We start from the raw sequence: 22,285 nt of genomic DNA on the forward strand, positions 1-22,285 counted from the left end.
GCGACGATGCACAGCGAAGCGGTGAGGAGGAGCGGCGCTTATGACCGTCGAACCGGAACAGCGAGTGCTGCGCGAGGTCGTGCTCGACCAGTTGGGTACCGGCGAAGCGATCGCGTACCGAATGTGGTTGCCGCCGTTGAAGGATCCGGTACCGGTCAACGAACTCGTCGAGCGCGACATCGGACAGCCGTTGCGCTTTCCGATGGGAATCATGGACGAGCCGCGTCGTCATCGCCAGGATGTCTGGGGTGTCGACGTATCCGCGGCGGGCGGCAACATCGCCGTCGGAGGCGCGCCGCAAACCGGCAAATCGACGTTCCTGCAAACCCTGGTGTTGTCAGCGGCGGCCACCCACTCGCCGCGAGATGTCCAGTTCTATTGCATCGACCTCGGTGGTGGTGGACTGATCTATCTCGAGGATCTGCCCCATGTCGGTGGTGTGGCGACCCGTTCCGAACCGGACAAGGTCAACCGCATGGTTGCCGAGATGAAAGCCGTGCTGCGGTCTCGGGAACAAATCTTCAAGCAGTACCGGGTGGGCTCGATCGCGGCGTATCGCCAGATGCGCAACGATCCGAACCATCCCGCTGCGGCCGACCCGTTCGGCGACGTCTTCCTGGTCATCGACGGGTGGCCTGCGTTCATTTCCGAGTTTCCCGACCTCGAACCGATGGTGCAGGACCTCGCCGGGCAGGGCCTGGCCTTCGGCGTGCACACGGTCATTTCGACGCCACGCTGGACGGAGTTGAAGGCTCGGGTCCGTGACTATCTGGGCACGAAGGTCGAATTCCGGCTCGGCGATATCAACGAGACCCAGATCGACCGCATGACCCGGGAGATCCCGGCTAACCGTCCGGGCCGCGCCATCTCAATGGAGAAGCATCACCTGATGATGGGGGTTCCACGGCTGGACGGGGTGCACAGTGCCCAGAACCTGGTGGAGGCGATTTCGGCGGCCGTACAGCAGATCTCGGCCGGTCACACCGAACAGGCGCCCCAGGTCAGGGTGTTGCCCGAACGCATCTACCTGCACGAGCTGGATCCCAACCCGCCCGGGCCGGACGCTGATTACCGCACCCGCTGGATGATCCCTATGGGCGTGCGCGAGGCGGACCTATCGGTCGCCTACAACAACATGCAGATGACGCCGCACCTACTGATCTTCGGTGCGGCAAAGTCGGGCAAGACCCGCATCGCCCATGCGGTCGCGCAGGCCATTTGCTCCCGCAACAGCCCCAAACAGGTGCGCTTCATGCTGGCGGACTACCGGTCCGGGCTGCTGGACGCCGTGCCGGAGTCACATCTGCTCCCCGCGGGCGCGATCAACCGGAACAGTTCGTCGCTGGACGAGTCCGTCAAGGCACTGGCAGAAATCCTGCGGAAACGGCTGCCGCCGCCGGACTTGACGACGGCGCAGCTGCGGTCGCGGTCGTGGTGGAGCGGTCCAGACATCGTTCTGCTGGTCGACGACTGGCACATGATCGTCGCCGCTGGTGGCGCAATTCCGCCGATGGCGCCGCTAGGGCCGTTATTGCCGGCGTCGGCAGATATTGGTTTGCATATCATCGTTACCTGTCAAATGAGCCATGCGCATCGCGCCACGATGGACAAGTTCGTCGGCGCCGCATTTGGCGCCGGCTCGCCCACCCTGTTCCTGTCCGGCGATAAGCAGGAGTACCCCTCGCAGGAAATCAAGATCAAGAGAAGGCCCCCTGGCCAGGCCTTTTTGGTTTCACCGGACGGAAAAGAGGTCATCCAAGCGGCGTATGTCGATCCTCCAGAAGAAGTGTCGGCACCACCCTCCATGGGCGGTTAGGATCAATCCGACAGCTTTAACGACGGTGACCAACACAGGTCACCGTCTTCGATAGAAGTAAGGGGAGGTAGCTAAATGCAACCGATGACATTCGACCCAGCAGCTGCCGGAATCGGTGCCCAAGTTATCGCGAACGGCACTCAGGGCCTGGCCGCGGGCACCACGGCGTCGGCGGTGGTGACCACCATGTTGCCGGCTGGAGCCGACGAGGTTTCAGCGCAGGCGGCGATGGCGTTCGCGTCGGAGGGTATGGAGACCCTGGCGATGAACTCGTTCGCGCAGGAAGAGCTGGCCCGCGCCGGCGCCGCGTACGTGGAGATCGCCGCGATGTACACCGCGGTCGATGCCGCACAGGCCGCCACCCTGATCTAAGCAACGGCCAGACCCGTAGAAGCTGCGTCGAAACTAATTCGGTACGCCAATGCCACCAGCACCAACAATCCCGATGCTTTGGCACGCCATGCCGCCGGAGCTCAACACCGCACGGCTGATGGTCGGCGCGGGGGAAGAGCCCATGCTGCAGGCAGCGGCGGGATGGGAGGCCTTCGCGGCAGCGTTGGAGGCGCAGGCCGCGGAACTCGCCGCGGCTCTGGCGGCACTGAGCGGGGCATGGACTGGGATGGGCAGCGAAACCGGCGTGGCCGCCTGTATGCCGATGGTGGTGTGGCTACAAACCGTAGCGGCGCAGGCGCAGAAGCGCGCCGCCCAGGCAACGGCACAGGCCGCCGCCTATGCGACGGCAATGGCCACCACGCCCCCGCTGCCGGAGATCATGCAGAACCGCATCACCACTCCGGTTCTGTACGCCACCAATTTTTTCGGTGTCAACACGGTGCCCATCGCGGTCTACGAAGAGGATTACTGGGTCCGGATGTGGAACCAGGCGGCCGGTGCCATGGACGCCTACCAGGCCGAGACCATGACGAACGTGATGTTCGAACCGATCATGCCGATGAAACCGATCGTCATTCCGGGTATCGGGGAAGGCGTGCTGGGGGCGGCTCTGGGCCAGAGCGCCGCTGGAGTCGCGGGGGCTGTCATGCGTGATGCCGTGTTCACACATGTCACCGGTCAAGCCACGATCGAGTCGGTGGGATTGAACAGCGGCAAAGGTGTCGACTTGGCCAACATGGCAGCTACCGATGCTCAGGGTGCGGCACGAATCGGTGAGAACGCTGGGCAGACCGCTACGAACCAGTCGACGCAGCAGACGCAGGCTCCGCAGCAGGTCATGCAGCAGGCGATGCAGATCGGCACCCAGGTGGGCTCGCAGGCGATGCAGATCCCTCAGCAGCTCGCATCGATGGTGAGCAGCCCGATGCAGCAGCTGACCCAGCCGCTGCAGCAGGTCACCTCAATGTTTACTTCGATGGGCAGCGGCATGGGCTCGCATGACCAAGGCATGCAGCTGGGGCTTGTCGGAGCCAGTGCGCTGTCCAACCACCCGATGGTCGGCGGTACGGGACCCAGTGCCGGCGCCGGCTTGATGAGGGCCGCGTCGCTGCCCGGCATGAGCGGCTCGCCGTCGCGTACGCCGCTGCTGGCCAAGCTGATCGACAAGGTTGACACGACGCCGGCCGCCGTCGAACCCGTTGGCGCCGCTGCCGGTGCCTCGGCGACGGCGGGCGCGGCTCCGGTCGGCGGCAGCGGAGGAGCGCCTCCGATGGGTCTGGGCCAGGCTCCGAAATCGGGTGGCACCAAGGCGGGCCTGAAAGCGCCCGCACCACTCGCCCAGGACCTGGGCGAAGAAGAAGGCGACGACTGGTAGTCGCACCGAAGACTTCCCGGCCATCCGGGCCGGAAAGACTCGCCATTCCGTGGTGAGGACACAGGAAGAGAGAAAGTAGTCCAGCATGGCACAGATGCAAACCGATGCCGCTGTCCTCGCCAAGGAGGCCAGCAACTTCGAGCGGATCTCCGGAGAGCTCAAGGGCGTCATCGCGCACGTGGAGTCGGTCGCGGGTTCCTTGGCCCCGCAGTTCCGTGGTCAAGCGGGTACCGCCGCTCAGGCAGCGCTGATGCGGTTCCAGGAGGCTGCCAACCAGCAGATCCAGGAACTGAACGACATTTCGACGAACATCCACACCGCAGGTGCGCACTACACCTCGACGGACGAGGAGCAAAGCTCGTCGCTGTCGCACGCAATGGGACAGTTCTGACCACCACACAGACCAAAGGAACGGAGATATAACATGAGCGAACAGGTATGGAATTTCGCCGGCATCGAGGGCGGTGCCAGCGACATCCAGGGCGCCGTCCAGACCACGCACGGCCTGCTTGACGAGGGCAAGGGGTCCCTCGCCTCACTGGCAGCGGTGTGGGGCGGGTCCGGTTCGGAGGCCTACCAGGCTGTCCAGCAGCGCTGGGACAACACCGCCATGGAGCTGAACACGGCACTGCAGAACCTCGCGCAGACCATCAGCGAAGCGGGTCAGACAATGGGACAGACAGAGGCCGGTGTCACCGGTATGTTTGCCTAGTACGGCAGGGCGTGGGGGGCGAGTTCGACCGCTGGGGGATCTCGCCCCCCACGTGCGTCCTGTCAACTTCGATTGACTTTTGAGAGGTGCTCATGTCGGCCGACTATGACCGGCTCTTCAACGCCCCCGAAGATGCCCCCGGGGACGCGACGACGCAGGTGGATCTGGAGTCCATCCGACGGTTCCAGGCCCCGATGCCGACGAGCCCGCAGGCGCCCACCGATGCGCCGGTCCCACCCATGCCCATCGGCGGGCAGGGAGGACAACAATCGGGGCAGTCCTGGCAGACCCAGGCGCAGCCGCAACAACCGCCGCGTTCGGAGACGCCGATCCCGCAAGCGAACGGCGGTACCACCGGGATGCACAGGAGCGCGGCCGCCGGCGCCCAGTACGAGCAGCCACGCACGCCGCCGCCCCCGCCGCCGCAGATGCAGCCAGCACCGGCACCAAGCCAACACTTCGCCGAGTCGCAGCCGGAGACCGGATGGCGGGCCGCCCCGCCGCCGCCGAGCCAGCCGAGCCAGACCTCGGCTGCCACGATCGGCAATCACCGCGCCATCGACGCGCTGTCGCATGTCGGCGTCAAGTCGGCGGTCAAGATGCCGTCGCAACAGGGCTGGCGGCACTGGCTCTACCTATTGACACGGGTCAACCTGGGCCTGTCGCCCGACGAACTCTACGAACTGGACTTGCAGATGCGAGTCCGCCGCAACGCGCGCGACTCCTATCAGATCGCGGTACTGGGCCTCAAGGGCGGAGTCGGAAAGACCGCTGTCACAGTCGCTTTGGGCTCGGCGTTGGCGAAGGTGCGCGGTGACCGGATTCTGGCCATCGACGCCGACCCGGGCGCCGGCAACCTCGCCGACCGCACCGGACGTCAGTCGGCAGCCACCATCGCGGACCTGCTCGCCGACAAGTCGCTGTCGCGCTACAACGACATCCGGGCGCACACCAGCATGAATGCCTCCAACCTCGAAGTGCTGTCCTCCGAGGAGTACAGCGTGGCCCGCCGGGCGTTCAACGACGAGGACTGGAAGGGCGCCACCGAGATCGTTTCGAGGTATTACAACCTGGTTTTGGCGGACTGCGGGACGGGCCTGTTCGACTCCGCGAGCCAAGCCGTGCTGGAAACGGTGTCGGGCATCGTCATCGTGGCCAGCGCGTCGATCGATGGCGCCCGGCAGGCTGCCGTCGCGATGGACTGGTTGCGCCAAAACGGCTACCAGGACCTGCTCTCGCGGGCGTGCGTCGTGATCAACCACGTCGTGCCGGGCAAGCCAAACCTGGACGTCGACGACCTTGTCCAGCAATTCGAGCGGCATCTGCAACCCGGGCGGGTTCTTGTGCTGCCGTATGACAAGCACATCGCGTCGGGAACGGAAATCCAACTCGATCTCCTGGGCTCCACCTTCCAGCGCAGGATCCTCGAGTTGGCGGCGGCGCTGTCCGACGACTTCGACCGGCTCGAACGGCGGTGAGCGCTCCCGCCGCTGCCCCGGCGACGCCGGGCACGACACCACCCAGCAGGCCGGCCACCACCCGGGTGACGATACTGACCGGGAAGCGGATGACGGACCTGGTGTTGCCGTCGTCGACACCGATCGAGGCGTACATCGACGAAACCGTCTCGGTGCTGGCCGACTTACTCGAAGACACGCCAGCTGATGTATTGGCCGGCTTTGACTTCTCCGCGACGGGCGTATGGGCGTTCGCCCGGCCCGGCGCGCCGCCGTTGAAACTCGACCAATCGCTTGACGAAGCGGGTGTGGTCGACGGCTCGTTGCTGACGTTGGTGTCGGTCGCTCGCACGGAACGGTATCGGCCACTGGTCGAGGACGTCATCGACGCGATTGCGGTGCTCGACGAATCACCGGAGTTTGATCGGGCGGCGCTGAATCGCTTTGTCGTTGTTGCACTTCCGGTAGCGATGCTGGCGATCACCGTCGTCTCATTGCTCTGCTGGGCAAAGACGGGGCACCCGATTTGGTGGGCGCCGGCGCTCGGTGTTCTGGGTATTGGCCTTTTGGTAGGCAGTGCGCTCGCCCGAAGCCGGTACGGAAACCTGAACATGGCAGAGAGCCTGCTTGTCGCGGCATACCCGGTGATCGCCGGTGCAGTGGCGTTGGCGGTGCCACTGCCGCGCGGCTTCAGCTCGCTGGGCGCGCCGCAACTGGCGGGCGGCGCAGCGGCCGTGCTGTTGCTGACGCTGGCGACCCGCGGTGGCCCTCGGCGGCGCGCGGAGCTGGCGTCGTTCGTGACCGTTACCGCGATCGCGGTCACTGCGGCGGCAATCGCCTACGGTTATGGCGCGCAGCATTGGGTGCCGCCCGTGGCGATCCTGTTCGGCTTGTTCATCGTGACCAATGCGGCCAAATTGACTGTCGCCGTGGCGCGTATCGCATTGCCACCGATCCCGGCGCCCGGCGAGACGGTCGGCAACGAAGAGTTGCTCGATCCGGTCGAGACACCCGACGCCACCGAAGAAGAATCGTCGACCTGGCAAGCGATCATGGCGTCGGTTCCCGACTCGGCCGCCCGATTGACCGAGCGCAGCCGTCTCGCCCGGCAGTTGCTGATCGGGTTCGTTGCGGCAGGCACTCTCGTTTTGGCGGTCGGCGCCATCGCGGTGGTGGTGCGCGGGCACTTCTTCGTCCACAGCGTTTTGGTGGCCCTGCTGGTGACATCGGTCTGCGGATTCCGGTCGCGGCTGTACGCCGAAAGATGGTGTGCGTGGGCGCTTTTGGCTGCTGCGGTGGTGATCCCCACCGGTGTGATGGCCAAGGTGAGTCTGTGGTATCCCGGCAGCGCGTGGGTGCTGCTGAGCCTCTATCTTGTCGCCGGAATCGTCGCAGTCATCGCAGTCGGGGCGAGCGCCGGGATGGGTCGTGTTTCGCCGGTGACCAAGCGAATCCTGGAACTGTTCGACGGCGCAGCGATCGCCGCCGTGATCCCGCTGCTGCTGTGGATCGCCAGCGTCTATGACCTGATCCGGAATATCAGGCTCTAAATCACTGCATTTCGACCTCGGTATAACCGGTTAGGATTTGCTCAACAGAAAACGCACAGCGGCGGGAGGGGTTAGCGATGACGCATGAGACGCTGAAAGTGGACACCGAGCGTTTGGCGCAGGCCGCGGCGCAGCTGGGAATGCATGCCGATGACATCCCGACAATTCCACCGGGCTTCAGTGTTTCGGGAAGCGATCCCTTGTCGTCGGCGATCGCGGCTCAGGTACCCAAGCTCGAAGAGCCAGTGATCGGCGCATGACCACTCTGGACGAGCTCAAGGCGGGCGCCAAGAAGGACGCTGCCAATCTCGCCGAAGCCGCCCGCCGCTACGCGGGAACCGACCAGGGGTTGGGCGATAAATTCAATCAGCAGCAGTTCGACCGGAACGGTCAAGGCCAGCCCGGCGGTGCGCCCGGTGGCGGTACTCCGGGAAGCGGAACGTCGGGTGGCGCGGGCCAGTCGGGCAACCCCATGGGCGAGATGATGGGCCAAATGGGCCAGCTGATGCAGATGCCGATGCAAATGGCGTCTCAGCTCGGCCAGATGCCGATGCAGATGATGGGGATGGCCGGCGCTCTGCCGCAGGCCGTCATGCAGGGTGTGCAGCAGTTCAGCCAGATGTCGGGCCAATTCGGCAAGGGACACGGCGATAAGAAAGACCCGCTCGCTGATCAACTGCAAGACGACCAGCAGAAGGACGACAAGGCACAGGACGACAAGCCGGCGGAGGAATCTGGTCAGCAGCCGGGCGCGGCGCCCGAAGCGAAGCCACAGCCGGCGCCGGCACCCGTCCATCAAGGCGCCGGGCCTGGTTACCACCGGCTGGAGGAAAACCCGGACCTGCCGAGCCCGCCATTCTCGCCGCCGGTCGAACCCTCGGAGCCTGCGCAGCGGGTGCCATCAACTGGCGAGATCGACCTCTAATCGGAGGCGGTGGCCTCCGGCGTCGGCCACTCGGGCGGCGCGACAGGCGATCCGGAATGTCGCAGACGGCCGTAGTTGTGACGTCGGATGCTATGGCACCGGAGCCGATTCGGTGAGGGCATCAATGACGAGCCCGGCAAGGTGGTTCCAGTAAAGCCAGTCGGCGACCGCCGCGCGTTGAGCTTCCGCATGGATGGCGTGATGAGCCTGGTAAAGCGCCAAATCTCGAGCATGCGCGACGTACTCCACGAATCGCGTCAGGTGCAACTGCTCACGATCTGAGGAGCTCCAGGTCAACGGCTTGAATGCCTCAAACCACAACTTGGCGGACTGGTCCTCCGGCGGGGCGTCATCGACGGGCGCCGGGGGGACCATATCGACCAGGCTCAAATCGCTGACGGTAGCTAGCTGCGAGGCTAACGCTGGCGCTACGACTTGGAGCCGCGAACGTCCTTGCATCTTGCCGCTGGCCGGAATATCGGCGGGTTCAATCACCTTCTTGGGGGCGCCGGGATCGATACCACTGAACTGGTCGGCGGTGGCGAATACCGCGCGCAGTGCGGTCCCGTGGTGGGCGGCCCAGCCCAACAAGGCAGCCACCGGGTATGTCGCCCAGCGGGCGCGTTCCGCTGCTGGGATCGTCTGATCCGCCGTCGCCATGTGAACTGATTCAGGCAGGTTAACCCGATCCGGGATGAAGCCCAGCCCGTAGTTGTTGGCTACAACGATTTCTCCATCAGCGGTCAGCGCCGTCATCCAGAAGAACGTGCTCGCCGTCAGGATCTGAGTTGTCATGTCGGGGGCGTTGAGCGCCGCGGCGATCCGATGCGCCAGTGTCATCGGGTCGTGGCCGCCGTGTTTGCGGCGGACCGCGTCGGCAGTCGTGGCCGCCAAAATCGCGTCGCGTTCAAGCCTTGCGGCAGATACCGGTACCGGCGCCGGGGCCGCCGCGTCGCCGCCGGTATTGCTGGTCGAAGCGGGATGTACGCCTGGACCGCCAGGTCCTTGCAGCGGGGTCCCCGGAGTTCCGGGGCCGACCGGTCCGCCGCGATGGCCGCCACCGGAACCAACCGGTGCTGCCTGATGTGGTGTGGGCGGTGGACCCAACGGCGCTGCCCCCGACGAGGAACCGCCTCCGCCCCCAGCCAGGCCCCCGGCAAGGCCGCCGAGGCCGCCAGCCAGTCCGCCCAGACCGCTGCCTCCGCCCCCGCCGTCACCCCCGCCGTGACCGCCGCCGCCAACGCCGCGTGTCCCCGAAACCGCTCCGGTGTGCTCAACCGGGGCGGACGGGGCAGGTGGAGCGGTGTTGGCGGCCGCTGCCGCCGCAGCCGCGGCGGTACCGGCACCAGCGCCGGCCGCGGCGGGCAACACCGCCGGCGAGGCCAACCCCGGCGGCAAGCCTGAATCCGGCGGGCCGCCGGCACCCGCTTTTGCCGCATCCTGGTTTTGCACGGGACCCGAATCCGCTGCCCGACGGTCGTCGCCGAATAAATTCTGTGGCGAACCCGACTGCGCCGCTGTGGGCGCACTCGGTGTTCCACTGCCAGCGCTAGGCGTACCCATGGATGGCGCCATACCAGATGTTGGCGACGGAGCGCCGGGGGTACTCGGAGCCGACGGCGAGTAGCTCGGCGCCGAAGCTGCGGGCGACACGTTGGACCGGCCGGGCGGCGGGGGCACCTGCTGTGGTGCTGGACCGGGTTGGCTGGCGGCTGCTGGGTCTGCGGCGCCGCTCTTGCCCGGTGGGCTTGGAGGCTGTGGTGCTGGGCCGGGTTGGCTGGCGGCTGCTGGGTCTGCGGCGCCGCTCTTGCCCGGTGGGCTTGGAGGCTGTGGTGCTGGGCCGGGTTGGCTGGCGGCTGCTGGGTCTGCGGCGCCGCTCTTACCGGGCGCGTCAGGGGAGGGGTGCGACCCGGCGCCTGGTTTGCCGGCGTCGGTCAGCTTCGAAGGCGGATTTGGCATGTCGAGCTTGAGGCCCAATTTATTGCCCGACGTCGAGACGGTTTCTGAGTTCTCGTTCCAGGCCGCAGAAATCTCGTTTTGAATTTTCGTGTTGCGATCAGGGTCGTCGTCGCTGAGACTGCCGATGGACTTCTGGTGGTTATGCACGGTCTCTGTGAGCTTAGATTTGGTATCGCCCACGGTTTCGGCAGCATCGTGATACCACTTTGCGGTGGCGTCGAGTTTATTCCGCATGCTTTGCATGTCATTTAGCCGCTGTTGGAGTACGTTATCAGCGGCATTGGCGGCGCTCCCCGACCAAATGCCGTCATGGAAAATCATGTGATGATCGCGCGCCCAGTTTTCTATTACCGTGCCAAGCTGCGAGCTGGCTTGCGAGAACTGGTCACCGCGGGCCTTTAAATTATCCTCGTCGGCTTCAGGCCATAATCCCGAGATCATGTCAGCCGCATATTCGCCCGATGGCGGTGCGATCCCCATCGTCTAACTCCCAACCGTCCGGCAGGCTGCTCTAACCGCCCCACCAGCATTCATGCCCGCGTTCGACAGGTAACCGTCGGCAGAAGTGTATGTCGGTAGCGCCTTTGCGTAGACGCGCTGGTATTGCGCAGCCAAGAATACAAAATCCTGCATAATCGGATTGTTCGTTTGTTGTGCCAATCCGTTCGCCTTATCCGCGAAAGCGAGCATCGCTTGGCTGGCGTTATCGTTGACGTCCTTCTGTTCAGGAGTCCATTGGGTGGCAGGAATGCTGGAATCTATCGCCCTCCAAGCGGCCGTGTCTGCGTCCAATTGAGACGTAGCTTGCACCCAATCAGCACATATTGCATCAGGCGAGGTTAGAAACCGTGAAGGACTGGCCAGGTCCCCGACCGGCGCAGTCCGAGAGGGCGCTGGGGATGCAGCGACTAACAGCGACCGTGCGGACGCCGAACCGTAGGTAATGGCCTCGCAGATCCCCATTAGCGCAGCGTCAATCCCGTTAGCAGTACGTATCAACTGATCATCATGCCCGCTGTAAGTCGCAATACTGTCGGCGTAAGCCCGCTTGTAGGCGATGGTCTGCTCATACAGTTCGCGGATTACGCGATGAGGCGTCTGTTTTGCCAGCGGCACGAATTGCCCTGCAGCAGAACGCAGTGCAGCCGCCACTGCTTCGTACTGGCTGCGCTGCTCTGAGGACCATCCACTGGCTGGGATCGAAGGGTCACGCTTATCCCACCCGTTGCGTTCCTGTGCAGCAAGCGCATTGTTGATCTGAGTGAACTGACTGCAAGTCGGCTCAGTGGTTATTACAGCGACCGGCCCTGTGTCGTTAGCGCTGGCGATCTCTGATCCTGAACCGCCGCCATCCGTGGGCCGACCCCCTGACCCGCCGCGGGTAACTGTGAGGGTCACCGCCACAGCGACGGCGACAACCGCGATGAGAGTAATCACTCCCAACGCCCATTTCAGCGCGTTGTTCTTCTTTGGCGGACCGGGTGGCGGCCAGGCGGGATATTGGCCTGGTGCCGGCACGTACGAAGGGGGCTGTCCGGGCGCGGGTTGCCACGGGCCTTGGGGTGGCTGGGACGGCGGCACACTCATATACGCACCTCCTGGTCGTGTTCAACCACAATGCCACCACTCACAGCCCGGGCGCCCTCGACTGTTGCCAGATGCTACCCGAGCACCCGCATACAAGCTTAAGAGACGAAGCGACCAGTCCGACGCACCAAATTGACATGATCAGCGAGACGGCCAGTTGTCGCGGATAACCATGAGCACAGCCGCGTCGCGTGATCTGTGGCCATGTGGGACACGACATTACGCGAAAGCACGGACGATGCCCGGGCGGCATCTCGATGACCAGTCGCGCGGCCGTGGTTCCGCTACCAATCTATCTTCAAGTCGTTTGTCCTGAATAACCGTCTGTGCTGAGCAATTCTTGTTGGGCAACAACCCAAGCCAATGAATGGGCCGCGGCTGTCAACTAATCTCGCCCGCCAGACCGCCAAGCTCACCAGTGATCTCGGCCAGAACGGCGTTGATCCGTTCTTGGTCGGCCTGACTCGATGCGGTCGCCTGACTCGTGGCTTTTTGCAGTGCCTCGTTGATCCGCTGTTCGACGATGTCGGCACCAAGCCGAAGCAAACCATCTTTGATGTAGACATCGGTGAGCCAATGATGGCCGTTGATGGTTACCTCGACGGTCTTGGATTCGTCGGTGGCAGTGAATGTTTCGTTCTGCATCTTGTACAGCTGGTCGTCCATGACCGACTGCAACCGCTGAGCTTGATTCAGTACTGCCGCGACGTGCGGGTGCATCTCCTCGGTCACTTCGAATCCTTAGTGTCCGGCGCATCCTTGCGCTTGCGGTTGCCGATGACACCCTCGGTCCACGCCCGGTCCTCTTTGTAAAGTTCCTCGTCTGGCGACAATCCCGGCGTGCGGCGCTTCTCCTTGCCTTGGCCTTGCCCGTGACCGCCCATCGGCATACCACCCATACCGCCGCCACCCATCGCGCCGCTTGATGGTCCGCCTGCCGCGCCGGTTCCACCACCATGTGGGGTGCCTGCATTCGGTGCGACAGCTTTTGCGGTCATCGCTGGACCTAGCGGTGCGGAGCCGCCACCGCCGCCGGCACCCGCTCCACCACCTCCGGCGTGCGCCGGTTTGACGCTGGGCCCGTGCGGCACGTTCGGCGTGTGCTTCGCCGCCGCCGGCATGCCGCCGGGCATGCCCCCGGGCATTCCGCCAGGCATCCCGCCACCTTTGCCGCCGCCCTGCTGGCCGCCGCTGGGCATGCCGCCCGGCATGCCACCCGTCTGCGCCGCCGGTTGCTGGGTACTGGGCATCTCTGGCGTACTCGGCATCTGCGGCGTGGGCACCGATGGCATGCTCGGCGTGCCGCCACCTCCACCAGCGCCTCCACCGGATGGGCCGCCCGTCCCGCCTGGCGAGCCAGGCGTCTGCGGAAAGCTGTTCGCCTTCTTTATGTCACCTGGCGTCACAGGCGGTAGACCCGAAAGACGCGGTGGGTCATCGGGTTTCACCTGGCTGAGCGAGCCACCGCCGTGGTAGTGGGCCATCGCAAAGTCGGAGCGATATTGATTGCGCGCGTACCCGCCCCACGATTCTGGGTCAAGGACGCTGGCATTTTCGTAGTTTGTTACATCCTGCATTGTGGGATGTTCTTGCACGAGTTTGTCATGCGCTGCTTTGAAGTTTGCGGCTTGCTTGGCTAGCTCTTTGCACTTCGTCTGAACGTTAGTCAGCCAGTTTTGGTGGGCCCTCATCGCCGCTGCGCATTGTTCGGCGGCGTCACCGTGCCAATCCGTGACAGGGGTGAAATGGTTTTTGTACGTCTCAAGTTGAATGTCGGCGTATTCAGTCCATTTATCAACCATGCGTTGGACGTTCGAGGCCTGTAAGTCCCCTGCGTAGATTGTCCTCGCCCTGCTATCCCAAGCTTGCCCGGAACCCGCCATATGCCAGTCCCCCGGGTTCGGGTAGGTCCAGTGCTCCACGCCCATCGAATCCGGGATACCACCGAAGTTGACGGGTTCCGGTGCGACGTTCTCGCCGCCCTTCCCGTCAGGGTCGAGCGCTGCCGCGCACTTTTGGTCCTCGCGGTCATACGCGTCAGCCGCGGCCCTCAGCGAAAACGCCAGACGCTGAGCTTCCCGCTCTCCGGCCTTCAGGCATTGCGTTAGTGAATTCCACGAGCAATTCAGCTGGCTCGTGGCGTGTGTGGAAATGTCGAGCTCGTCCGGTGTCAGGACGCCACCGGGGATCTCCGGCAAGGGCAAACTGATATCTTCTGCCTTCTTGCGAAGGGATTCGGTTTCGACTTGTACGTTCACGTCGTCGCCTCTCGTGTACTTACTTCTCCAGCGCGGCCTGGTAGCGGCTCTCTTCACGTGGGTGAATGAGCCGGATCGGCAATTGGCGGTGCCGCGGAGTGTCGATGAAGTTGTGCCGAAGAATGACCCGGCCCACGCCTTTTTGCGGGCCGAGGTACGTCGTGGCGTTCGGCCACACCACCTTGTTCACCCGCCCTATACGGCCGTTCACGTAGCCGGCGAATTCCTTGAACCTCGGTTCGAGCGTGACAACCGCCCCCGCGGCCGCTGAGCGAACCACGAATTGCGTAAACAGCCGGGCGTCGCCGAGGTTGATGCTCACGTCGACGTCGTCGAACGGCATGTACACCGGGTAGCGCTCCGTCGTCTCACCAATCAGCACGCCCGCCGACCCGATCGGCAACTGATGGTGCTGATCGCTGACCGGCGCCTCGCCTTCCAGCGCCGCGCGCTGCCCGCCGAACAGGCACGAAAACCCGCGCGGCGTCTTGGGATTGGCGAGCGTGGTCAGCAGGATGGTCGACTGGGGAGCCATGCCGGGCACAATCCGCACTCGGGTGATGGTGTGGTCAGCCTGCGCCGACCACCACGTGTCGGGCCCACCCGGCGCGGTGTAGGCAGCGGTGAACGCGCTGCGCCCCTTGATCGCCGACCAGGTCTCCCGCTCGAAGCTGATCTCGGTGGCCTGATCGAATGCATCGAAACTGCGCGCGCACCGGGCGTCGATGCCGTGGCTCGCCAGTTGATCGGCGATCCGCGTCGTCGAGGCCACCAGATACCGGGCCAGCCCGGCGACGCCCGCCGCGCGCCGGTTCGCCGACTTTCGGGTGACTTCCGGGTCGGCCCGCAGCATGATCCAGGTCCGGCGGTTGGCCGGAGCGGGGTAGGGGCCGATCACCTGTTGGTAGAGCCCGACCAGGTTTGCCGGAGCGGTCTTCCCGACTCGATAGCCGGCCGACACCACATCGGCCTCCAGGTCCGGGCAGTGCGCCGACAGCAGTTGCTCCACCAACGCGGTGTCCAGCATGTCGTCGGTATAGGCCTGCCCGTTGACGACAACCGTCGGCGTGAACGGTCGCGGAACCAGTTCGATGAGCGACACCAGGTGATTGCCCTGCCAGCGCACGGCTACGTGATCGCCGGGCATCACGGTGGCGCCCACCGCGGGCTCCGACGGCGCGGGGGGAGCGGTGCGGCGCCGTCGGCGCCACGAGTTCAGCGCCTGAATCCAGCCGGTCAGCCGCCGCCCGCGCACCGTGACCACGGACGCGAGAACCACCAGCACGGCCAGCGTGATGCCGACCGCCGGGTACCCCAGCCGCATCGACGCCGCGACGCACGCCGGCGCCAACGCCGCCGCCACCAACGCGTGCCCGCTGGTGAACCGCAAAGAGACCGCGCTGGTCATCGGCGCCTCAACGCACGTCGGCCCAACGCTCCGAGGCCCAGCACCAGCGCCAGACCTACGCCCCCGACGACGACCATCGTGATCGGGCCCCGGTCGGGCGGCGGGATGTACACCGGCGGCGGGAGCTGCTTGACATTGAACTGGGCCGTCTTCGCGCCGGGCGGGAGGTCCCACGTCAGCGCGGCGACAGGATCGATCACGCCCGCCCCGACCAGATTGTCCACACCACCACCGGGGTGCCGCGCCGTCGCGGTGATCCGGTTGATGATCTGCGCCGCCGAAAGGTCAGGGAACCGCTGACGCAGCAGCGCGGCCACACCCGACACGTACGCCGCCGAAAACGACGTGCCCGCAATCGGAACCGGGCCGTCCTGGCCCTGCAACGCGTTCACCGGCATTCCGTCGTAGCCCAGCGCGATCACGTTGTCGCCCGGTGCGGCGGCGCCCAGCCACGGCCCGTGCATCGAGAAATTGCTCGGCGCTGCGTCTTGACCAATGCTTCCGACCGTCAGCACCAGCGGGTCGTACCACGCCGGCGTGACGATGGTCTGGACCTGTTTCCAGCCGCGCGGATCGTTGGGTACCGACGGGTCCGGCGGCGGATTTTGCGTGCAGTCCTGGCCTGTGTTGCCGGCCGCGACGACGATGACCACATTTTTCACGTTGACGGCGTAGTTGACGGCGGCGCCCAGCATGGATTCGTCGATCGGTCGGGTCACCTTGATACACGCCGCTTCGCTGACGTTGATGACGTTGGCGCCCAGGTTGGCGGCGTGCACGATCGCGCGCGCCAAACTACGGACCGATCCGGCCGTCGGGGTGCTGTTGGGGTCATTGGGGTCGACCCGCGCACCCACCGGCTGGAACGCCTCGGACGTCTGGCGCAACGAGAGCAGCCGTGCCTCCGGCGCGACACCGACGAATGCGTCGGTCGGGGCAGGCCGTCCGGCAATCAGCGACGCAGTCAGGGTGCCGTGGGAGTCGCAATCGGACAGGCCGTTGCCGCCCTTGTCGACGAAATCTCCGCCCGGCTCGGCCGGCACCCGCGGCGAGGGATTCACACCGGTGTCGATCACCGCGACCGTCACCCCGGCGCCGGTCGCGAACTTTTGGGCGTCCGCGACGTGCATAAAGACGTTGGCCCAGGGCGCGTCGGCGAACTTGGCATCCGGGAAGGAAGTAGGCGCCGAACAGATCTTGCGCTGCTCCATGGGCTGGTCGGGGCCGGTTTCGTCGGGCGGCATGGCGCCCGGGTCGATCACCGGCGGCGCGATCGCTAACGCGGGAGGCGCGTTCAGCGCCGCGAGCGTCACCGCCGCCAGCACTACGGCGATACGACGTATCACCGACCACCCCTTCCTTATCTATTGCCCTGGTCGAGCCGGGCCGTTGCGCCCATGACAAAGCAGAGCCGCCCGGTAGAGAGCAACATCCTCTCACCCCTGCGGCGGCATGCAGGCACGACCGTAATCCTAAGGTGGCTCAGACCGCGCCCGTTCCGCTTTTTCGGCAGCTAGCCACCCTGCAAGGTCTGGGCCCAACGCAGGATTTCCGGCGTGACCGGATCGGTGATGTCACTGAATTCGGGATGCTTTTTGAGCACCGCGGCCACCATCTCGCATACCGGGACGACGCGTTTGCCGTCGGCGCGGGTGGCTTCGAGCGCGTCCTGCACCAGGATGGTCGCCAGGCCGCGTCCACCGAACTCGTCGTCGATCTCGGTGTGGTAGAAAACGCGCTGGTTGTCGCGGTCGGCGACGGCGGTGTATCCGGCGGTTTTGCCCTCGACGGCGATGCTGTACTTGCCGGGTTCGGCGCTGACCGTGGTTTGGGCGCCGGTCTTGTCGGTGGTCATCTGGGTTCCTTTCTGTTCGCCAGCGGCCGCGGCCGCAGTGTGGTCGTCGGCAGGGGAGGGGCGGGCAGCCGCGCAGGCGAGCCGCGGTAGCCCGGCACGACGCCGAACCGTTCGTCGCCGTCTTCCCACAGCCGGCGGTAGCCGACGATCTCGTCGTGGCTGCGACCGACGAAGTTCCACCACATCACCAACGATTCGGTGAACGGGGCGCCACCCAACAACAGGGCGCGGGCGGGTCGGTCGCCGTCGTTGCGCAGCCGCAGCGACGAGCCGCCCGGGCCCTGATAGCCCACGTCGCCAATACCCAAACCCCTTCCGTGGATGCTGAGCGTGCCTTGATCGCACAGCACACCGTGTTCGAATGCCGGGTCGACGTCCAGCGTGACGTCTGCACCGGCGTCCAGGTCGAGTTGCGCTCCGAGCAGGGGAGTGAAGGTGTGTACCGGTGAGTGGCTGGCGGCCAGCCGGCCGAGGAAGACCCGCGCGACGCCGCCGCGCAGCGAAACAGGCTCGGGCACATAGTGGCTGAAGTCGCGGGCCGTGTCGCGGTGGGCGTCCGGCAGCGCCACCCACAGCTGCGCGCCGTGCAGCACCGGCGCCGCATCTCGGTTGACCGACACTTCGGAGTGGCAGATTCCCGCGCCTGCGGTCATCAAATTCAATTCGCCCGGCCGAACCAGCGCATGTACGCCCGCGCTGTCGCGGTGCTCGATTTCGCCGCTGAACAACCAGCTGACGGTCTGCAGCCTGGTGTGGGGATGCGGCGGTACAACCATGCCCGCGGAATGGCGCAGGTCATGCGGTCCATAGTGGTCGGCGAAGCACCATGCGCCGATCAGTGAGCGTTGCCGCTGCGGCAGCGTGCGCCGTACCCGGATCGCTCGCGGCCCACCCAGCGGCACGTCACGGGGATGCAACACCTCGATATCCGCTACTTGAGCAGTGGCACAGTCTATTTCAGCCGGCGAGGTCTCCAGGTTGCTCATCGTCTACCGTTCTGCGGCTGATAGGGCCGATACCGCGACACTACCCGCGGAACGCATTTGACCACTGAATTTGTGTCCGGCCGGAGCATCTGGGTGCCCTACGATTCATCGATATGGCGCAAAACTTGCGAGTCGATCCGGCGGTTCTGAGATCGGCCGCAACGGCGATCGCACAAGTCGGAAACGAGCTATCCGGAATGGCTTTGGGGGAGCCGCTGAGCGGCTTGGCCGGTGTCATGGGTGGTTTTCAATCCGGCGCCGTCATTCAGGAGTCCGGTACGGCGCTGGACAGCGCATCCAAACGGGTGGGCAGCGACTTATCGGAGCTTGCCGCCAAACTGCACACGGCGGCCGAGAAATACGAGCGGACCGACCACCAGCTGGGCAGTGAGCTGGATAAAGCCCTGCAGAATATAGACCGCAAGGATCATGAAGCGCCACCTCGGACGGCGCCCATCCCGCTCGACAAGGTGACGTACGAGCAGGGCAACTTCGCGACCGGGCCGGACGCCACTCGCGACTACATCAACCAGACGCTCGATCAACTCGGTATTACCGAGCCGGCGGCCCGGCAGCGCTGGATGGACGGCTATATGACCATGGCACTTCGCGAATCGAGCTACGACCCGAATGCGATCAACGATTGGGACATCAACTCCAAACCGCCGAATTCCACGTACAGCGTCGCCGACGGCTACGGGAATGGGTGTTCGCGGGGTCTTGTGCAATGTGTCCCTGGGACATTCGCGCAGTATCACCAGCCGGGTACCTCGAACGACATCTACGACCCGGTCGCCAACATCGCTGCATCGATGAATTACGTGATGGGGCACTACGGCGTTTCCCGTGATGCGTCCAACCTGGCTGCCCTGGTTCCGCAGGCCGATCCCAACGCCAACCCGGAGGGCTATTGAGATGCTGCGACGTGCAGCAGTGCTGGCGGCGGTTCTCATGATCGATATGACCTGGGTGACAGCCGCGGCCGCGACCACGGTTCCCGCCGCGGCCTGGATCAGCGCGAGCCAGCTGCCGATGGCTGACAGCCAGCATTGGCCGGATCTGGCCGGTATCGCAGAAGCGCCGGGCGACAACGCTTTTCAGACCGAGGCGCTGTGCCGGGCCGACGCTCCCGACAAGCGACTGGTGGACGCGGTGGGCGTCGATGCTGCGCGGGCGCGGGTGGACATGGGCCATGACGAATGGTCGTTGCAGCAGCAGATCGTTCATTACCCCGGCGACCCGTGGCGAATGGGGCAAACGGCGGATCAGTTGTTCACCTCGTTGCAGAACACTCTGACCAACTGCGGATCCACCGCGCCGGGCGCACAGGTGACGGTGACGACGCCGCGCTCACATTGCCCAAGCATCCAACGAGGCGGCTGTAGCGAAATGGCTGCCGTCGTCGACGTGCCGTCGACCCAGACCAGCGCGCATATCTATCTGGCGAGTGTCGGCAGTTCGGTCACCGAGTTGGCCGTCTGGTCGACGGGAAGCCCCGGTGTGGCGTGGTCGGCGCCCGGCGACGCGAACGTGTTCTCCACGATGAATCCGCAACTGTGCACAGTGTGGGAATGCTGACTAGGGGCGAAGATGTCGTTCCCGTTCACGATTGCCGAGGTCGAGAAGGCGAATTTTGACGCCTTGACGCAGGCCGCGGGCCGGGTGGGCTCGCATCTGCGGGCCGTGCAGGAACAGCTGAAGGCCGGACAAGAAGCCCTCGAGCGGCTCCGCGGCGGCTGGGAGGGGCAGGCATCAGACGCGGCCGTCGCCAAAGTCGGGCGCACGCTCGAGAAACAGCAGCGGATCATCGACGTGCTACAGCGGGTCCAAAAGACGTTGTCCGAGAGCGGATCCCAATTGTCGGCGGCGCGGGCCGGCATCCTGCGGGGCGTCGAGCAATCCGGGCAGCAGGGCTGGCAGGTGACCAAGGACGGCGGACTGTCGGTGCAGGAGGGCAAAGGCTTGGATCGGCTGGCCAAGATGAGCCCGGTGACGTCGATGAAACTGCAGCAGCTGGCCGCGACCAAGTCCCTGAACATCAAGCGGCAGTTGGCCGATATAGACAAATACGACCGGCAGCTCGCACAGCAGTTGCGCGAGGCGATCCGCGACTTGGAGGACTAGCGCTCTGTTCAGCGCGGCGGGCGCAGCACCTTCATCGCGATTCGCTTGACCGGCTCGGGAATCCGGTCCTGCACCGAGAGCGCGGCCTCGGCCGCCCGGGACCGCAGCGGCGCGCCGCGGCCGAACATCCGGTTCAGCGGTCCGCCGGACGGTTCGATCTCGAAATGCAGCGGTAGGGCGCCCTCCGAGGCACCCAGTGCCTGGGAGATGACGATCCGTTGGATTTCGCTGGTGCCCTCAAAGATGGTGTACAGCTTGGCATCTCGATACCACTTCTCCACTGGATGGTCGGTGATGTAACCCCAGCCGCCCATCGTCTGGATAGCCCGCTCGGTTGCCCGGACGGCGACTTCGCTGGCAGCCATTTTCGACATCGAGCCCTCGCCGCGGTCGAACGCAATGTTATTGGCCGCCATCCAGGAGGCCCGCCAGGTCAGCAGCCGGGCGGCATCGATCTGGGTGGCCAACTCCGCCAGCGGAAACGCGATGCCCTGATTGTCGATGATCGGGCCGCCGAATGCTTCGCGCTGGGTGGCGTAAGTGGTGGCGTATTCCAGTGCGGCGCGGGCGATGCCGATCGCCTGCGCGGCAACCATCGGCCGTGTCTGCTCGAAGGTCCCGAGTGTCGCCGAGCCCGACTTTTGCCCGCCGGCGACCACTTCGCGGGCCTTGGCCAGCTTGTGTTCCAGTTTCTCTTGCCCGCCAAGCAGATTGGCTTCGGGAACCCGGACTCCGTTGAAGCGCAACTCGGCGGTGTGCGACGCCCGGCAGCCCAGCTTGTCGAGTTTGCGCACCAACTCCAGCCCCGGTGTGCCGCCCGGGACGACGAAGAGCGCCTGGCCGCGGTGACCGAGTTCCTGGTCGACGACGGCGTTGACCACATGCACGTTGGCGATGCCGCCGTTGCCGATCCACATCTTGTGGCCGTCGATGATCCAGTCGCTGCCGTCGCGGCGGGCGGTAGTGCGCAGATTACGCACGTCGCTGCCGCCCTCGGGTTCGGAGATTGCCAGCGCGGCGAGTTTGAGGTCGCCGGGGGTTCCGAAACATTCCGGTGCCCACTCCAGCATCTGCTCGGGCGATGCGGCCTGACCGATCGCCGACAATGCCAACGCCGGCATGACGATCGCCAAACCGATTCCGGCGCAACCCCAGAAGAGTTCTTCCATGAACATCGGCAGTGAGAGCCCGGTCGGGTCGCCGATCAGGTCGCGGTAGAACAGCGGGCTGTAGAAGCCCTGCTGGGCAGCCTCTTCGAGCACCGGCCAGGGGAATTCCTGGCGCTGGTCGTACTCGAGCGCGACGGGACGGATCACCGATTCGGCGAACTCGTGGGTGCGCTTGGCCAGGTCGTGCTGAGCTGCCGTCGGTGTCAAGTCGAAGGTCATGAATGCGGCCCCTGCCGTCGCGTCGTCCGAACGGACTGTTGCCGGTTTGGCCGTCGATCAAACCCGACCGGTCAGGCGGCCGATTGCGGGCCGAGCGCGGTCGGCAGATGAAACACCGTGGTAGGCACCGGCATGGCGTCGTTCTCACGGCGCGCGAGCAGCGCGGCGTTTTCGGGTAGCTGCCTGGAGTTGATGTCGCCGGCGGCGATGCGGCGCAACGTGTTGTGGGCCTGGGCAAGTTGTTCACGCTTGCGGTACTGCCCGCCCGGGAGTTTCACGCCCGCCCACACGCCGTATTCCTCCTGGTGCTCGACGGCGTAATGGGCACATTTGCGCTGTTGAGCAAGTGGGCAGCGGCGCAGGCACAGCAGCCGCGCCTCGGTGGCCGACCGCTCATACGCGCGCGCCTTGGCGGCGCCGTCGCCGCCGTCGTCATCGGCGTAGCCGAACCATAATTCCGGATTGGCTGAACACGGGTACCCCATTCTGTCG

Annotated in this window: 22 protein-coding genes; 12 read left to right on the plus strand and 10 right to left on the minus strand. The window is 65.2% G+C overall.

What is annotated here, in order from left to right:
* Positions 1 to 40 precede the first annotated feature (40 nt).
* The 9 genes from eccCb (at position 41) to MFM001_RS02440 (ending at position 8,228) form a co-directional block, all read left to right on the plus strand.
* Positions 41 to 1,816 carry a type VII secretion protein EccCb gene (gene eccCb, locus MFM001_RS02400; RefSeq protein WP_116373147.1) on the plus strand — a complete coding sequence of 592 codons (1,776 nt, stop codon included), beginning with the start codon at positions 41 to 43 and terminating at the stop codon, positions 1,814 to 1,816.
* A 75-nt stretch (positions 1,817 to 1,891) separates the two neighbouring features.
* Entirely contained in the window at positions 1,892 to 2,188 is a 297-nt protein-coding gene (locus MFM001_RS02405) for a PE family protein (protein WP_116373148.1), read from the plus strand.
* Positions 2,189 to 2,261: 73 nt separating this feature from the next.
* Positions 2,262 to 3,584 (plus strand): PPE family protein, encoded by a 1,323-nt coding sequence (locus tag MFM001_RS02410; protein ID WP_116373150.1) that lies wholly within the window; start codon positions 2,262 to 2,264, stop codon positions 3,582 to 3,584.
* Between the two features lie 85 nt (positions 3,585 to 3,669).
* On the plus strand, positions 3,670 to 3,975 hold the full coding sequence (locus tag MFM001_RS02415) for a WXG100 family type VII secretion target (protein WP_116373152.1): 306 nt from the start codon (positions 3,670 to 3,672) through the stop codon (positions 3,973 to 3,975).
* A 33-nt stretch (positions 3,976 to 4,008) separates the two neighbouring features.
* Complete coding sequence (locus tag MFM001_RS02420) at positions 4,009 to 4,296, plus strand: WXG100 family type VII secretion target (protein WP_062539443.1); 288 nt, start codon at positions 4,009 to 4,011, stop codon at positions 4,294 to 4,296.
* 92 nt (positions 4,297 to 4,388) lie between these two features.
* The gene (locus MFM001_RS02425; RefSeq protein ID WP_116373153.1) at positions 4,389 to 5,774 is read left to right on the plus strand and encodes a MinD/ParA family protein; all 1,386 of its coding nucleotides are present in this window, start codon (positions 4,389 to 4,391) and stop codon (positions 5,772 to 5,774) included.
* The gene (eccD, locus tag MFM001_RS02430; RefSeq protein WP_116373155.1) at positions 5,771 to 7,303 is read left to right on the plus strand and encodes a type VII secretion integral membrane protein EccD; all 1,533 of its coding nucleotides are present in this window, start codon (positions 5,771 to 5,773) and stop codon (positions 7,301 to 7,303) included. The genes MFM001_RS02425 and eccD overlap by 4 nt, the downstream gene beginning before the upstream one ends.
* A 77-nt stretch (positions 7,304 to 7,380) precedes the next feature.
* Positions 7,381 to 7,563, plus strand: coding sequence for a hypothetical protein (locus MFM001_RS02435; RefSeq protein ID WP_116373157.1), 183 nt, complete (start codon positions 7,381 to 7,383; stop codon positions 7,561 to 7,563).
* Positions 7,560 to 8,228 (plus strand): hypothetical protein, encoded by a 669-nt coding sequence (locus tag MFM001_RS02440; protein WP_116373159.1) that lies wholly within the window; start codon positions 7,560 to 7,562, stop codon positions 8,226 to 8,228. The genes MFM001_RS02435 and MFM001_RS02440 overlap by 4 nt, the downstream gene beginning before the upstream one ends.
* Positions 8,229 to 8,318: 90 nt before the next feature.
* On the opposite strand, the gene MFM001_RS24720 is transcribed toward MFM001_RS02440, so the two are convergent.
* The 8 genes from MFM001_RS24720 to MFM001_RS02475 all read right to left on the minus strand — a co-directional run bounded on the left by MFM001_RS24720 (position 8,319) and on the right by MFM001_RS02475 (position 18,281).
* A complete protein-coding gene (locus tag MFM001_RS24720) occupies positions 8,319 to 9,122 on the minus strand; it encodes a secretion protein EccK (protein WP_116373161.1) in 804 nt (267 codons plus the stop codon).
* A 1,548-nt stretch (positions 9,123 to 10,670) separates the two neighbouring features.
* Positions 10,671 to 11,339 carry a hypothetical protein gene (locus MFM001_RS24285; protein ID WP_160117985.1) on the minus strand — a complete coding sequence of 223 codons (669 nt, stop codon included), beginning with the start codon at positions 11,337 to 11,339 and terminating at the stop codon, positions 10,671 to 10,673.
* An 816-nt stretch (positions 11,340 to 12,155) separates the two neighbouring features.
* Positions 12,156 to 12,506: a YbaB/EbfC family nucleoid-associated protein gene (locus tag MFM001_RS02455; RefSeq protein ID WP_116373163.1), complete on the minus strand. Its 351-nt coding sequence runs from the start codon at positions 12,504 to 12,506 to the stop codon at positions 12,156 to 12,158.
* Positions 12,503 to 14,032: a hypothetical protein gene (locus MFM001_RS24290; RefSeq protein ID WP_142760663.1), complete on the minus strand. Its 1,530-nt coding sequence runs from the start codon at positions 14,030 to 14,032 to the stop codon at positions 12,503 to 12,505. The genes MFM001_RS02455 and MFM001_RS24290 overlap by 4 nt, the downstream gene beginning before the upstream one ends.
* Before the next feature lie 19 nt (positions 14,033 to 14,051).
* A complete protein-coding gene (gene eccE / locus MFM001_RS02460; protein ID WP_116373165.1) occupies positions 14,052 to 15,440 on the minus strand; it encodes a type VII secretion protein EccE in 1,389 nt (462 codons plus the stop codon).
* The gene (gene mycP / locus MFM001_RS02465; RefSeq protein ID WP_116373598.1) at positions 15,437 to 16,783 is read right to left on the minus strand and encodes a type VII secretion-associated serine protease mycosin; all 1,347 of its coding nucleotides are present in this window, start codon (positions 16,781 to 16,783) and stop codon (positions 15,437 to 15,439) included. Before mycP ends, eccE begins: the two co-directional genes overlap by 4 nt.
* Before the next feature lie 170 nt (positions 16,784 to 16,953).
* The gene (locus MFM001_RS02470; RefSeq protein WP_116373167.1) at positions 16,954 to 17,295 is read right to left on the minus strand and encodes a GNAT family N-acetyltransferase; all 342 of its coding nucleotides are present in this window, start codon (positions 17,293 to 17,295) and stop codon (positions 16,954 to 16,956) included.
* A complete protein-coding gene (locus tag MFM001_RS02475; RefSeq protein WP_116373169.1) occupies positions 17,292 to 18,281 on the minus strand; it encodes a pirin family protein in 990 nt (329 codons plus the stop codon). Before MFM001_RS02475 ends, MFM001_RS02470 begins: the two co-directional genes overlap by 4 nt.
* Before the next feature lie 113 nt (positions 18,282 to 18,394).
* On the opposite strand from MFM001_RS02475, the gene MFM001_RS02480 reads away from it, so the two are divergent.
* Genes MFM001_RS02480 through MFM001_RS02490 form a run of 3 tightly spaced genes read left to right on the plus strand, consistent with a single transcriptional unit; the run spans position 18,395 to position 20,405 of the window.
* Complete coding sequence (locus tag MFM001_RS02480; protein WP_116373171.1) at positions 18,395 to 19,195, plus strand: type VII secretion target; 801 nt, start codon at positions 18,395 to 18,397, stop codon at positions 19,193 to 19,195.
* A gap of 46 nt (positions 19,196 to 19,241) precedes the next feature.
* Complete coding sequence (locus MFM001_RS02485; RefSeq protein ID WP_142760664.1) at positions 19,242 to 19,859, plus strand: hypothetical protein; 618 nt, start codon at positions 19,242 to 19,244, stop codon at positions 19,857 to 19,859.
* A 12-nt stretch (positions 19,860 to 19,871) separates the two neighbouring features.
* A complete protein-coding gene (locus MFM001_RS02490) occupies positions 19,872 to 20,405 on the plus strand; it encodes a WXG100 family type VII secretion target (RefSeq protein ID WP_116373175.1) in 534 nt (177 codons plus the stop codon).
* 8 nt (positions 20,406 to 20,413) lie between these two features.
* Here the strand turns inward: MFM001_RS02490 and MFM001_RS02495 are convergent, their stop codons facing one another.
* Together MFM001_RS02495 and MFM001_RS02500 are read right to left on the minus strand one after the other, a co-directional pair.
* The gene (locus tag MFM001_RS02495; RefSeq protein ID WP_116373177.1) at positions 20,414 to 21,793 is read right to left on the minus strand and encodes an acyl-CoA dehydrogenase family protein; all 1,380 of its coding nucleotides are present in this window, start codon (positions 21,791 to 21,793) and stop codon (positions 20,414 to 20,416) included.
* Between the two features lie 71 nt (positions 21,794 to 21,864).
* Positions 21,865 to 22,278 carry a WhiB family transcriptional regulator gene (locus tag MFM001_RS02500; protein ID WP_116373179.1) on the minus strand — a complete coding sequence of 138 codons (414 nt, stop codon included), beginning with the start codon at positions 22,276 to 22,278 and terminating at the stop codon, positions 21,865 to 21,867.
* Positions 22,279 to 22,285: the final 7 nt, after the last annotated feature.

Origin of the sequence: Mycobacterium sp. MFM001 (genome assembly GCF_003402475.1) — a bacterium.
Lineage (GTDB): Bacteria > Actinomycetota > Actinomycetes > Mycobacteriales > Mycobacteriaceae > Mycobacterium.